We start from the raw sequence: 13,599 nt of genomic DNA, 5'->3' as shown, positions 1-13,599 counted from the left end.
AAAAAAAGGGTAGAAAGTTTGATATTACTCATATTTTACCTTTTCTCAGATGGAAAAATCGTATATTATAGTAACTAGGTAAAAAAGTAACCGTTTATTGGAGGGACTTGCATGCAATTAAATGAATGGTACTTTGAATATGAGATACAAAAAAATAGACCAGGCCTTTTAGGAGATATTTCCTCTCTCATTGGGATGCTTGGGATTAATATAATGACAATTAATGGCGTAGATACAATGAAACGCGGTATGCTATTAGGTTGTGAACGTGATGACCAAGCTAATAGACTTGCATCAATTTTACAGACAATGGATAATATAACAGTAGTAAAATTTAGAAAACCAACTTTACGCGATTTATTAGCGGTAAGACATGGAAGATATATTCAACGAGATGAAGATGATAAAAAGACATTTCGATTTGTACGAGATGAATTAGGAATATTAGTTGATTTTATGGCAGAGTTATTTAAACAGCCTGGTCATAAATTAATTGGTATTAGAGGGATGCCTCGTGTTGGGAAAACAGAATCGATTGTTGCTTCAAGTGTTTGTGCAAATAAAAAGTGGCTTTTTGTTTCTTCAACACTTATTAAACAAACGTTAAGAAACCAATTGATTAAAGATGAGTATAGCAGTGACAATGTGTTTATTATAGACGGAATACTTTCTCATCGAAAAGCGAATGAACAACATTGGCAATTAGTTCGAGAAATTATGGCATTACCTTCTGTAAAAGTAATTGAACATCCAGATATATTTGTCAGGCAGACAGAATATAAAATAGACGATTTTGATTACATAATTGAGCTGAGAAACGATGATAATGAAATAATAAAATATGAAATGAACGATCAAATGGATTTGAATAATAATCCATTTAAACAGTTCGATTTTTAACTTAGGCTGGGGTGTTTTAAAGTGACGGAAATTGGAAAAGTCTTACGTGAGGCAAGAGTAGCAAAAGGATTATCAATTGATGATATCCAAGAATTAACGAAAATTCAAAAGCGTTATTTAGAAGCAATTGAAGAAGGAAATTACCGAATTCTTCCTGGGCAATTCTATGTTAAAGCTTTTATACGCCAATATGCTGAAGCTGTTGGAGTAGATACTTCGGAGATTGTTGAATCAAATAACACAGCGGTTAGCCAAGAAATCGTTGAAAAAGAAGAAAGCGAACCAATTAAACCAATTAAAGAAGAAATACCAAGTCGTTCTACTAAAACTAGAGAACCGATAAATGTAAAATCATCTCCAATGATGGATTATTTACCTAGAATTTTAATAGGTGTATTAGTTATTGGGATTATCGCTCTTCTTTGGGTGATTATTCCTAATAATAGTGGTAAGAGTGTTAAAAATAATCCATCACAAAGCTCTAATCCAGTAATAGAGAAGCCAAAAAACAATCCACTAGATCAACAGGCAAAAAATACCGGGCAAAAAAATAATCAACAAACTACTGGTGCTCAGACACAACAAAATGTTCAACCAGCACCAACAACACCTTCACAACAGGTTTTAACAGTTGCTTCTTCAACTAGAAAGAGAACAACGATTGAAGTGAGTAAGAATCAAGCATTAAAAGTTGATATTACTGCAAAAGGTGGAGCTAGTTATCTTGGAATCAAGAATGAACTTGGTAAAAGCTTTTTCGCTAGTAATGTAAATGATGGACAAACTCAGTCTTTTGATTTCACAAATGAAAATGAAGTGATATTAAATGTTGGTGCTACACAAAATGTTGAAATAAAAGTTAATGATGAAGTGTTACAGTTATCTTCAAAATTAGCTCATCAATATATTACAATTAAAAATGTAAAATAATTGAATAGTCATCTTTATGATGACTTTTCTTGTTTAGTGATAAAAGTAATCATTTTCTAGAGAGTGTTGGAGGTTTTTTATATGAATTTACCTAACAAAATTACAGTTTCAAGGGTATGTTTAATACCTTTGTTCATCATTGTTATGTTAGTTGATTTTGGATGGGGTAATCTAACATTAATTGGAGAGAGCATACCTGTTGCGCATATTATTGGTGCTATTATTTTTATAATTGCATCAATTACAGACTTTATCGATGGTCACTATGCGCGTAAATATAATCTTGTTACAAACTTTGGTAAATTTTTGGATCCATTAGCCGATAAATTGTTAGTTTCATCAGCATTAATTATTTTGACAGATTTAAAGTATGTTCCAGCTTGGATCACAATCGTCATAATTAGTAGAGAGTTTGCTGTAACTGGTCTTCGAATGATTCTTGCGGGCAGTGGTGAAGTTCATGCGGCAGCTATGTTAGGTAAAATTAAGATGTGGGCACAAATCGTTGCGATTTCAGCTTATTTACTTCATGACTTTCCGTTAAACTTCTTACCTTTTTCAATTGCAGATGTAGCGCTTTGGGTTGCATTGTTTTTTACAGTTTATTCCGGATGGGATTATTTCTATAAAAATAGAGAGATTCTGTTAAAATCTATGTAATGAATTTCTGGAGGGGATTAGGTTGAAGAGAGCAGAAATTATTGCTGTTGGGTCAGAGTTGCTTCTTGGACAAATTGTCAATACTAATGCACAATTTATTGCAAAACAACTTTCAACAATTGGAATATCTCATCATTTTCAGACTGTTGTAGGAGATAATTCACTCAGATTACGAAACACACTCGAAGTCGCTTCAAGTCGTTGTGATCTTATTATATTAACTGGAGGTCTTGGGCCAACTAAAGACGATTTAACAAAGGAAGTTGTTGCCGAATTCCTTGGGAAGTCTTTAATTATGCATCAAAAATCATTAGATTCAATTGAGGCTTACTTCAAAAGAGTTAACCGAGAAATGACTGAAAATAATAAAAAACAAGCCCTTGTAATTGAGGATAGTATTGTTTTTGAAAATCATAATGGAATGGCACCTGGAATGTGTGTATCTTATAATGATAAACAATTTATTCTATTACCAGGTCCGCCAAAAGAAATGATACCAATGTTCGAACAGTTAGTTTTACCATATCTGTTAAGTGGATCAGATCAAACAACGATCGTTTCAAAGGAATTGAAGTTTTTTGGAATTGGCGAATCAATTCTTGAAACAAAAGTTTTAGATTTACTTGAAAATCAATCAAATCCAACAATTGCTCCTCTTGCAAGTGAAGGAGAAGTAATGCTTCGTTTAACAGCTAGTGCTAAGGATAAAGAAGAAGCGAATCAACTAATACATGAAACTGAAATGAAAATTAATGAACGAGTTGGACAATATATTTATAGTACAAACGGTGACAATTTATTTACGGTACTCGTTAAACTATTGAATGAAAAAAATATGACTATTGCAGCGGCAGAAAGTCTAACTGGTGGACTATTTAGTAAGCGTATTACTGATATTCCAGGTGTTTCTTCAATCTTTAAGGGGAGTATTGTTTGTTATCAAAATGAGATTAAAGCAAATATACTAGGTGTTTCAAATGAACTGTTAGATACCAAAGGTGCAGTCAGCTTTGAATGTGCAAAAGCGCTTGCTGAAAATGTACAAAAACTATGTAATTCTTCAATTGGAGTTAGCTTTACAGGAGAAGCGGGACCGGAGGCTTCAGAACAAGTACCAGTAGGAAAGGTGTTTATTGGTATTAAGATTGGAGAGCAAGAAGCAATTGTGAAAGAATTACAGTTGAGTGGAACAAGAGAACAAATTCGTTTATCTTCAGTAAAACATGCTACAAATTTACTTGTAAAACTACTAAAAGAATGTCAAGACTTATAATTTTAGAATGAAAACAGTAGAATAGTTATATAAAAAGCTCGGTTATGGACCGAGTTTTTTGCTATTTTGGCAGTTTATTATGAGTTAAAATTCAATTTTTAAACTTAAAAATAAGAAACGAATGTTTCTATTCTTTAAAAATTAATTTTATTTCGCCAAAAAATCGAATAGATGTTCTATTTTTTTCTTGGCAAAAAGAAAAAAAACAGTTAAGATAGATTTAAGAGAAATGAAAGTATTAAGGAGGAGAAATAAATGAGTGATCGTCAAGCTGCATTAGAAATGGCATTGAAGCAAATAGAAAAGCAATTTGGTAAAGGATCAATTATGAAACTTGGTGAACAAACAGATCGCCAAATTTCTACGATTTCAAGTGGATCATTAGCATTAGATGTTGCCCTTGGTGTAGGTGGGTATCCTAGAGGACGTATTATGGAAGTATATGGTCCTGAGAGTTCTGGTAAAACAACAGTCGCATTACATGCAATTGCTGAAGTACAAGCAAACGGTGGACAGGCAGCATTTATTGATGCAGAGCACGCACTAGATCCTGTCTATGCTCAAAAATTAGGTGTAAACATTGATGAACTATTACTTTCACAACCTGATACTGGTGAACAGGCACTTGAAATTGCTGAAGCATTAGTGAGAAGTGGTGCAATTGATATTTTAGTTATCGACTCAGTAGCAGCATTGGTTCCAAAGGCTGAGATTGAAGGTGACATGGGTGACGCTCACGTGGGCTTACAAGCTCGTCTAATGTCACAAGCACTACGTAAACTATCTGGTGCGATTAATAAATCTAAAACAATCGCAATTTTTATTAACCAAATTCGTGAAAAAGTTGGCGTAATGTTTGGAAACCCTGAAACTACACCAGGTGGACGTGCATTAAAATTCTATTCAACAATTCGTTTAGAAGTACGTCGTGCAGAGCAATTAAAGCAAGGTAATGATATTGTTGGTAACAAAACAAAAATAAAAGTTGTTAAAAATAAAGTAGCGCCTCCTTTTAGACAAGCTGAAGTTGATATTATGTACGGTGAAGGGATTTCAAAAGAAGGAGAAATTCTTGATATTGGTTCAGATCTTGATATCGTTCAAAAAAGTGGTGCTTGGTATTCATACAATGAAGAGCGCTTAGGTCAAGGGCGCGAAAATTCAAAACAATTCTTGAAGGAAAATACTGATATTCGAGAAATAATTAAAGAAGCAATACGAGTTCATTATGGATTAGATAACGCAGTGACGATTACTGAATCAGATGATGAAGAATTCTCGTTATTAGATGAATAATTTGATTAAAAAAGTGAGTTCTTATTTTTAAGACTCACTTTTTTGTTTTAAATGGGTCTTTTCTATTTTAATAATTTTTTTGATAGTTTGATTAAAGAGATAGAAGGCATTCATGCAGAAAAAAGAACTACCGAGGCTTGGTAGATCTTCCGAAAAAAGTGAGCGTATTTTGGTATATATCAAAAAAGTGGTTTAAAAGAGTCTTTCATATATACAAGGTTCTTTTCAAAAGGCTCTTTTTTTAAAGATTGTTGCATTTAGGTTATGTAATTTAAAAGACAGAAGTTGATTGGAACGGAAGGGTGATCGACTCCACAGGAGCGTATGCGACGAGGAGGCTCAGCTCACGCCCCAAGGAAAGCGAGCATCCTGGAGTGGAAATCAACTAACGCATTCTTAAAAGCAACAAATCTAACTAAATCTGTTAAAGTGAAAAAGATTTAGGTGAATATGTCGAATCTTGTATTTCTTATAGTGAAAATGTAATAAATATTGATAAATCAACGAAGTAAGCCATTACAATACTTGACATCATATGGTAAGAGATTTAATATTTATATGTATATATTTTTAAAATATTACTGAATAAAAATGAAACTAAGACATTATTGAGCTGTTTGTTGAAAGAATTTTTAGACAATATATCAGCCGACAGAAAATGAAACTAACTAAATAGCAAGAGGAGGTGAAATCATGGGAAATATTATCACAATCATCTTCGCTTTGCTTGCCACATTCGTAGTCGGTTACGTTGTTGGATTCTTTGTTCGAAAGTCCATTGCAGAAGCTAAGATTAATGGAGCAACTAATGCTGCAAACCAAATAATTGAAGAAGCGAAAAGACAATCAGAAACGATCAAAAAAGAAGCTTTGCTAGAAGCAAAGGACGATATTTATAAACTTCGTTCAAATGCAGAAAACGAAATTCGTGAAAGACGTAATGAATTACAAAAACAAGAAAATCGTTTAATGCAAAAAGAAGAGAACCTTGATCGTAAAGATGAAGGAATAGCTAAACGTGAATTAGCTCTTGAAAGGAAAGAGGATTCTCTTGTTTTAAAACAACAGCAGATTGAAGAGATGGAAAGCAAAATGAAAGGATTAATAGCTTCACAACAAGAAGAACTTGAACGTATTTCAGGTTTGAATCGTGAAGAAGCTAGACAATTAATTCTATCAAAAGTCGAAAATGAGCTTACCCATGAAACCGCATTACTAGTAAAAGAAATAGAAACACGAGCAAAAGAAGAAGCCGATAAGAAAGCAAAAGATATTTTATCGATTGCAATTCAACGTTGTGCTGCAGACCATGTTGCTGAAACAACAGTATCAGTTGTAAATCTTCCAAATGATGAAATGAAAGGAAGAATTATTGGACGTGAGGGACGTAATATCCGTACGTTAGAAACGTTAACAGGAATCGATTTAATTATTGACGATACTCCTGAAGCAGTAATTCTATCTGGTTTTGATCCAATTCGAAGAGAAACAGCAAGAATGGCTCTTGATAAATTAGTTCAAGATGGACGAATTCATCCTGCACGAATTGAAGAAATGGTTGAAAAATCTAGACGTGAAGTTGATGAATACATAAGAGAAGTTGGTGAACAAACTACTTTCGAAGTTGGAGTTCATGGCTTGCATCCGGATTTAATCAAAATTTTAGGACGTCTAAGATTTAGAACAAGTTATGGTCAAAATGTTCTTAAGCATTCTATTGAAGTAGCTAATTTAGCTGGATTAATGGCAGCTGAACTAGGTGAAGATGCAAAACTTGCAAAACGTGCTGGTCTTTTACATGACATTGGTAAAGCAATAGATCATGAAGTTGAAGGAAGCCACGTTGAAATTGGTGTTGAACTTGCAACAAAATACAAGGAACATCCAGTTGTAATTAACAGTATTGCTTCACATCACGGAGACACTGAACCAACTTCAATTATCGCCGTTTTAGTTGCTGCTGCAGACGCATTGTCAGCTGCTAGACCTGGTGCAAGAAGTGAGACACTAGAAAACTATATTCGACGTTTAGAAAAACTTGAAGAAATTTCAGAGTCATACGAGGGTGTTGAAAAATCATTTGCGATTCAAGCAGGTCGTGAAGTACGTATTATGGTTAAACCAGATACAATTGACGACTTACAAGCTCATCGCTTAGCTCGCGATATTCGAAAACGAATTGAAGATGAGTTAGATTATCCTGGGCATATAAAAGTAACGGTTATACGTGAAACACGTGCTGTAGAGTACGCTAAATAATTTAATGAGTTCTAGTTATAATCTTTTCAGTATTTATTCTTAAATATGTATTTGATAAATAATGAAATAAAGTGGTGACTACCACTTTATTTTTTTTGGTAAAATAAAAGGTAGTAAATAGGTTGCAAATAGTATAAGTGGTTTAAACTTCTAGAAAGCTTCCTACTAGAAAAGGAGTAACAACAATGAGAATATTATTTATTGGAGATGTAGTAGGTTCTAATGGGAGAGAAATGGTAAAAACCCATTTATCAACACTAAAGAAAAAATATAATCCATCCATTACTATTATCAATGGAGAAAATTCGGCACATGGTAAAGGAATTACTCAAACAATTTATCGTCAATTTTTAGAACTTGGAGCGCAAGCTATTACACTTGGTAACCATGCATGGGATAAACGAGAAATATTTGAATTTATTGATGAAGCAAAATATTTAATTAGACCTGCAAACTATCCAGAAGGAACACCTGGAAAAGGTATTGCTTATGTAACGTTTAATGATGTAGAAGTAGCAGTTATTAATTTGCAGGGGCGTACATTTTTACCTGCAATTGACTGTCCGTTTAGAAAAGCAGATGAGTTAATAGAAGAAGCAAAGAAAAGAACAAAAATTATCTTTGTAGATTTTCATGCCGAGACAACTAGTGAAAAAATTGCAATGGGATGGTATCTAGACGGAAGAGTTACAGCAGTTGTAGGAACTCACACGCATGTTCAAACTGCGGATGAACGGATTTTACCCGAAGGAACTGCATTCATTACTGATGTGGGAATGACGGGGCCCTATGATGGAATATTAGGTGTAACAAAAGAGGCAGTCTTAACTAGATTTTTAACAAATCTACCAGTTCGCTTTGAAGTTGATGAAGGTAGAGGACAACTAAGTGGTGTCATCATTGAGTTAGATAAGACAAGTGGACATGCTAAATCGATAAAAAGAATCCAAATAAATGATGATCATCAAGAGATTTTAATGTAATTAAAAGAATTATAAAAATTTTTAAAAAATTTTTTAATAATTTGAAGGAATAACTCCTTGTTAGAGAGAATAGTTTTTATAGTACACAATATTAGCTTATTTAGTAACAAGGAGGAACTAGGAAATGGAAATCTTAAAAGTTTCAGCAAAATCAAATCCAAATTCTGTAGCAGGAGCACTTGCAGGTGTATTAAGAGAGCGTGGCTCAGCAGAGATTCAAGCAATCGGTGCTGGGGCATTAAACCAAGCCGTTAAGGCAGTTGCAATTGCAAGGGGGTTTGTTGCTCCTAGTGGAGTAGATTTAATTTGTATCCCTGCTTTTACAGATATTCAAATTGATGGGGAAGAGCGTACAGCAATTAAGTTAATCGTTGAACCTCGTTAATCAAGTGACAACCTGTTTGCATTCGCAACCAGGTTGTTTTTTTATTTGTCAATATTTTTAAAGATAGAAGTTGATTCGGGCGGAAGGTGCGAGACTTCCACGAGACAGGGAAATAGGGAAACAAGGGAAAAGGTAAGACCTTGTAGGAGCGATTACAGTACGGAGGTTTAACACTTGCTTAATGGTAAGTGAGAATCCCTTGGTTGCAATCAACTAATCTTATTAAATAGCAAAAAATATAAGAAAACAGCCATAAAATATAATAACTCTGAAAAGGAAGTGTTCAATTTGAAAATATTTGATGCCCATTGTGATGTATTAGCAAAATTACTAGAAGACCCAACAATATCTTTTCAAAACGATCAAAAGTTACAAGTATCCTTACAAAAACTACGTGCAGGTTCTGGGAAGATACAGTGCTTTGCCATTTATATACCTGAAAAAATACATAAAGCTATTAAATATGATGCAGCACTTCAAAGTGTTACATTATTTTATGAGAAAATAGCAACAAAAGAAAATCAAATTAAAACCATATTAACAAAGCAAGATGAAACAAGTTTAAAAACAAATGAAATCGGAGCAATTCTAACGTTGGAAGGCTGTGATGCACTCTCTGGAGATATAAACCGTTTAAAAATCCTTCATCGTCTTGGAGTTCGGAGTGTTGGATTAACATGGAATTATGCAAATGAGGCTGCTGACGGTATTTTAGAAGAACGCAATGGCGGAATAACGACTTTTGGCAGAAATGTAATACAGTATTTAAACGAAAATAAAATGTGGTGTGATTTATCACATTGTAGTGAAAATTCCTTTTGGCAAGCATTAGAAGAATCAAAGTTTCCTACAGCAACACATTCGAATGTCAAACAATTATGTAATCATTCAAGAAATTTATCTGACGAACAACTTATTGCCTTATTTAAAAGAAATGCAGTAGTAGGTATTAATTTTTATCCTGTATTTTTAGTAAATAAGGGAAAAGCAACGATTAAAGATGTTTTAAGTCATATTGATTATATGTGTAGTCTTGGTGGTGAGAAATGTATAGGAATAGGTACAGATTTTGATGGTATAGATATATTACCTGAGGGGCTTGAAGATTGTAGTAAAATGAACATTTTAACAGAAAAACTATTACAATATTATTCAGAAGAACAAGTAAATGGATTTCTATATAACAATTATTCAAGGTATATTGAATTTAAATAAACTGAAAACTTGTTCTGAATAATATAAAATATGAAAATTATATGAACGAATTCATCTAAAAACATTGATTTTTTTTTGTAATAGGTCTAGAATGAAAACGAATTAACTCATATCTTTAGATATGTCTTATGACGCTTTCATTCAAATGACAATAAAATGAATGATTTGCACTATCAAATTTACTACGAATGAAGGCATTCAAAGGGGTGTAGGAAATGATTGATCAACTTTCATGGAAAGTTGGAGGACAACAAGGTGAAGGTATTGAAAGTACTGGAGAAATTTTTGCGATTGCGTTAAACCGTTTAGGTTATTATTTATACGGTTACCGTCACTTCTCTTCACGTATTAAGGGTGGACACACGAACAATAAAATTCGTGTAAGTACTACTGAAGTACGAGCTATTTCAGATGACTTAGATATTTTAGTAGCATTTGACCAAGAGACTATTGATGTTAACTTTTATGAATTACGCAAGGGCGGTATTGTAATCGCTGATGCTAAATTTAATCCAACGATTCCTGAATCAACGGATGTAACTCTTTACTCTATTCCATTTACAGATTTAGCAACTGAACTTGGTACATCATTAATGAAAAACATGGTTGCAGTAGGTGCTTCAAGTGCAATCTTAGGTCTTTCAATTGAGGTATTTAGAGAAGTAGTTAATGAAATTTTTGGTAAAAAAGGTCAACAAATTGTTGAGAAAAACGTAGAAGCTATTGCACGCGGAGCAGAGCAAATGAGAGAAATGCTTGGCGTGAATGTAAATAAAATGCAATTAGCGGGTGCTGACGGACAAAAACGTATGTTCATGATTGGTAACGATGCAATCGCTATGGGTGCACTAGCTGGTGGTTCTCGTTTTATGGCAGCGTATCCAATTACGCCTGCATCAGAAATCATGGAATATTTAATCCAAAAATTACCTAAACATGGTGGTGCGGTAATTCAAACAGAGGATGAAATTGCTGCATGTACAATGGCAATCGGTGCTAACTATGGTGGAGTTCGTACATTAACGGCTTCAGCAGGCCCTGGTCTATCATTAATGATGGAAGCAATCGGATTATCTGGTATAACAGAAACTCCACTTGTAATTGTAGACACTCAACGTGGTGGTCCAAGTACAGGTCTTCCAACAAAACAAGAACAATCAGATTTAATGGCTATGATTTATGGTACACATGGTGAAATTCCAAAAGTTGTAATTGCTCCAAGTACAGTAGAAGAAGCTTTCTACGATATGGTGGAAGCGTTTAACGTAGCTGAAGAATTCCAAGTACCAGTAATCTTATTAACTGACTTACAACTTTCATTAGGTAAGCAAACAGTTGAACCATTACAATTTGAAAAAGTACAAATCCGTCGTGGTAAGTATGATTACAATAGAGAATTACCTGTTTCAGAAAACAAAGATTACTTCAAACGTTATGAAGTGACTGAAGATGGAGTTTCTCCACGTGTTGTACCTGGTATGAAAGGTGGAATCCACCACGTAACTGGTGTTGAACATGATGAAACTGGTAAACCTTCTGAGTCACCAATTAATCGTAAAAACCAAATGGATAAACGTATGCGTAAGTTAAATAACCTACGTTTCCCTAACTCAGTATTAGTAAATTCTAAACATGAAGAAGCAGACGTATTATTAGTTGGTTTTAACTCAACTCGTGGTGCGATTGAAGAAGCAATGGTTCGCTTAGAGCAAGAAGGAATGAAAGTAAACCATGCACACGTTCGTTTAATTCACCCATTCCCAACTGAAGAACTTTTACCTGAGCTTAAAAAAGCAAAACGTGTAATTGTTGTTGAGAATAACGCTACAGGTCAATTAACAAGTATTATTAAAATGAACTGTGGTCATGCAGAGAAAATTTCTAGTCTATTAAAATATGATGGAAATCCTTTCTTACCTAAAGAAATTTACAACACTTGCAAGGAAGGGGTTGTTTTAAATGGCAACATTTAAGGAATTTCGTAATAGTGTAAAACCAAACTGGTGTCCTGGATGTGGAGACTTTTCAGTACAAGCGGCTATTCAGCGTGCAGCTGCAAATGTTGGATTAGAACCTGACAACCTTGCAGTAATTTCAGGTATCGGATGTTCTGGTCGTATTTCTGGATATATTAATTCTTATGGTTTACATGGTATTCATGGACGTTCATTACCAATCGCGCAAGGTGTAAAAATGGCTAACCGTGATTTAACTGTAATCGCTTCTGGTGGTGACGGTGATGGTTTTGCAATCGGTATGGGTCATACAATCCATGCAATTCGTCGTAATATCGATATTACATATATCGTTATGGACAACCAAATTTACGGTTTAACAAAAGGTCAAACATCTCCTCGTAGTGATGTTGGATTTAAAACAAAAAGTACTCCACAAGGTTCTGTAGAGTCATCTCTTTCTATTATGGAAATGGCGTTAACAGCTGGAGCAACATTTGTAGCACAAAGCTTCTCTAGTGACCTTAAAGAATTAACATCTTTAATTGAACAAGGGATCAACCACAAAGGCTTTTCATTAATCAATGTATTTAGCCCATGTGTAACTTACAATAAAGTAAACACATATGACTGGTTCAAGGATAACCTTGTTAAGCTTTCAGATGTTGAAGCGTACGACCCTTATAACAAATCAAAAGCAATGCAAACATTAATGGAAAACAAAGGTTTAGTTACAGGTTTAATTTATCAAAATAAAGAGCAAAAATCTTACCAAGAATTAATTTCTGGTTATAGTGAAAAACCTCTTGTTGAAGCTGATCTTCAATTAGATCAAGCTCAATTTGATAAATTAGTAGCTGAATTTATGTAATTCTTACTTGGAAAAAGCCTCTCTATTACAGAGAAGGCTTTTTCTTTTGGCTTTTTTTGTTTTGGATTCACCAATAAATGAAGAAATATCTGTAATTGATATAGTAGCTGCATCAGAACAACCCACTATTACATCAAAGATTGAGTATATATTTTCTAATGAATCCCTGATCAAGTCCTTTAAAATGTTAACCTCAAATCAATGTTCTGTTTTATTCCAATATTAGGTAGAAGGCTTAATTAACCAACTTATTTTTTAGCGCTTCCCCATAAAAGGAAATAACGCATGAAATGTAGAATAAAGGTTTAAATAAATATAATGAAATAAGGGGTAGCGAAGGTGATGGAAGTAGGATTTGAAAGAAAAAAAAGACTTAAAACAAGTTTGATTTTAGCAATAGTTATTATTGTTTTGGCTATAGCTGCATACATCAATCCAATTCGAAGTTCACTTAACAAATTTCTTGTTCAAAAGACTAAAAAAGTGTCAACTGTTACTAAAACTTTAACTGAACAAGAAATTGACCAACTTGAAACGAAACAAGAGAAACTTTCTACGAATTATGATAAACCAAAAACTGCATGGTTACATAAAGAAATTAACGATGGAGCATTTCTTATGAGACAAAACGGTTATTCATATCTACTGCACCATCCTGAATATGATTCAGCAAAGATTAAATATACAGTAACTAAGTATACTGTTGATGGGAAAACAGTTGAGTTTATGAGCAAAAGTAAAATAATCCAAGTTCATTCAAAAGGGATGGAAAGATAAATAACCAACAAAAAGGCATCCAAACCAGGATGCCTTTTAATAAGAGGAAGATTTTTACTTTAGTTAAACAAAAATATCGTTCTCCATGAATATAG

At 33.7% G+C, this 13,599-nt stretch carries 12 protein-coding genes; all 12 read left to right on the top strand.

The annotated features are described in order from the left end of the window. Positions 1–111 precede the first annotated feature (111 nt). The gene (locus J5Y03_RS13410; RefSeq protein WP_209406519.1) at positions 112–900 is read left to right on the top strand and encodes a DUF3388 domain-containing protein; all 789 of its coding nucleotides are present in this window, start codon (positions 112–114) and stop codon (positions 898–900) included. A gap of 21 nt (positions 901–921) precedes the next feature. Further along, positions 922–1,830: a helix-turn-helix domain-containing protein gene (locus J5Y03_RS13405; RefSeq protein WP_209406518.1), complete on the top strand. Its 909-nt coding sequence runs from the start codon at positions 922–924 to the stop codon at positions 1,828–1,830. An 81-nt stretch (positions 1,831–1,911) separates the two neighbouring features. Further along, positions 1,912–2,490 (top strand): CDP-diacylglycerol--glycerol-3-phosphate 3-phosphatidyltransferase, encoded by a 579-nt coding sequence (gene pgsA / locus J5Y03_RS13400; protein WP_209406517.1) that lies wholly within the window; start codon positions 1,912–1,914, stop codon positions 2,488–2,490. Positions 2,491–2,512: 22 nt separating this feature from the next. Then, positions 2,513–3,763, top strand: coding sequence for a competence/damage-inducible protein A (locus J5Y03_RS13395; protein ID WP_209406516.1), 1,251 nt, complete (start codon positions 2,513–2,515; stop codon positions 3,761–3,763). 255 nt (positions 3,764–4,018) lie between these two features. Beyond that, positions 4,019–5,059, top strand: a complete 1,041-nt coding sequence (recA, locus tag J5Y03_RS13390) for a recombinase RecA (RefSeq protein ID WP_209406515.1) — start codon at positions 4,019–4,021, stop codon at positions 5,057–5,059. A 693-nt stretch (positions 5,060–5,752) separates the two neighbouring features. Continuing rightward, a complete protein-coding gene (gene rny, locus J5Y03_RS13385; RefSeq protein ID WP_209406514.1) occupies positions 5,753–7,318 on the top strand; it encodes a ribonuclease Y in 1,566 nt (521 codons plus the stop codon). Between the two features lie 185 nt (positions 7,319–7,503). After that, positions 7,504–8,301 (top strand): TIGR00282 family metallophosphoesterase, encoded by a 798-nt coding sequence (locus J5Y03_RS13380; protein WP_209406513.1) that lies wholly within the window; start codon positions 7,504–7,506, stop codon positions 8,299–8,301. Positions 8,302–8,425: 124 nt separating this feature from the next. Continuing rightward, complete coding sequence (spoVS, locus tag J5Y03_RS13375; protein ID WP_044893696.1) at positions 8,426–8,686, top strand: stage V sporulation protein SpoVS; 261 nt, start codon at positions 8,426–8,428, stop codon at positions 8,684–8,686. Between the two features lie 288 nt (positions 8,687–8,974). After that, positions 8,975–9,901 (top strand): dipeptidase, encoded by a 927-nt coding sequence (locus J5Y03_RS13370; protein ID WP_209406512.1) that lies wholly within the window; start codon positions 8,975–8,977, stop codon positions 9,899–9,901. A gap of 215 nt (positions 9,902–10,116) precedes the next feature. After that, on the top strand, positions 10,117–11,874 hold the full coding sequence (locus tag J5Y03_RS13365) for a 2-oxoacid:acceptor oxidoreductase subunit alpha (protein WP_209406510.1): 1,758 nt from the start codon (positions 10,117–10,119) through the stop codon (positions 11,872–11,874). Next, positions 11,861–12,727, top strand: a complete 867-nt coding sequence (locus J5Y03_RS13360) for a 2-oxoacid:ferredoxin oxidoreductase subunit beta (RefSeq protein ID WP_209406508.1) — start codon at positions 11,861–11,863, stop codon at positions 12,725–12,727. The genes J5Y03_RS13365 and J5Y03_RS13360 overlap by 14 nt, the downstream gene beginning before the upstream one ends. A gap of 342 nt (positions 12,728–13,069) precedes the next feature. After that, entirely contained in the window at positions 13,070–13,504 is a 435-nt protein-coding gene (locus tag J5Y03_RS13355) for a hypothetical protein (RefSeq protein WP_209406505.1), read from the top strand. Positions 13,505–13,599: the final 95 nt, after the last annotated feature.

It is taken from the genome of Gottfriedia endophytica, assembly GCF_017814275.1.
Classification (GTDB): domain Bacteria; phylum Bacillota; class Bacilli; order Bacillales; family Bacillaceae_G; genus Gottfriedia; species Gottfriedia endophytica.
The sequence above is the reverse complement of the archived record's forward strand: the minus strand, read 5'-3'. Positions and strand labels throughout refer to the sequence as shown.

What these genes read in the sequence shown, in the direction of transcription:
- J5Y03_RS13410 (WP_209406519.1), top strand. Translation starts at nt 112, where the DNA reads ATGCAATTAAATGAATGGTACTTTGAATATGAGATACAAAAAAATAGA.
- pgsA (WP_209406517.1), top strand. Translation starts at nt 1,912, where the DNA reads ATGAATTTACCTAACAAAATTACAGTTTCAAGGGTATGTTTAATACCT.
- recA (WP_209406515.1), top strand. Translation starts at nt 4,019, where the DNA reads ATGAGTGATCGTCAAGCTGCATTAGAAATGGCATTGAAGCAAATAGAA.
- rny (WP_209406514.1), top strand. Translation starts at nt 5,753, where the DNA reads ATGGGAAATATTATCACAATCATCTTCGCTTTGCTTGCCACATTCGTA.
- J5Y03_RS13380 (WP_209406513.1), top strand. Translation starts at nt 7,504, where the DNA reads ATGAGAATATTATTTATTGGAGATGTAGTAGGTTCTAATGGGAGAGAA.
- spoVS (WP_044893696.1), top strand. Translation starts at nt 8,426, where the DNA reads ATGGAAATCTTAAAAGTTTCAGCAAAATCAAATCCAAATTCTGTAGCA.
- J5Y03_RS13365 (WP_209406510.1), top strand. Translation starts at nt 10,117, where the DNA reads ATGATTGATCAACTTTCATGGAAAGTTGGAGGACAACAAGGTGAAGGT.
- J5Y03_RS13360 (WP_209406508.1), top strand. Translation starts at nt 11,861, where the DNA reads ATGGCAACATTTAAGGAATTTCGTAATAGTGTAAAACCAAACTGGTGT.
- J5Y03_RS13355 (WP_209406505.1), top strand. Translation starts at nt 13,070, where the DNA reads ATGGAAGTAGGATTTGAAAGAAAAAAAAGACTTAAAACAAGTTTGATT.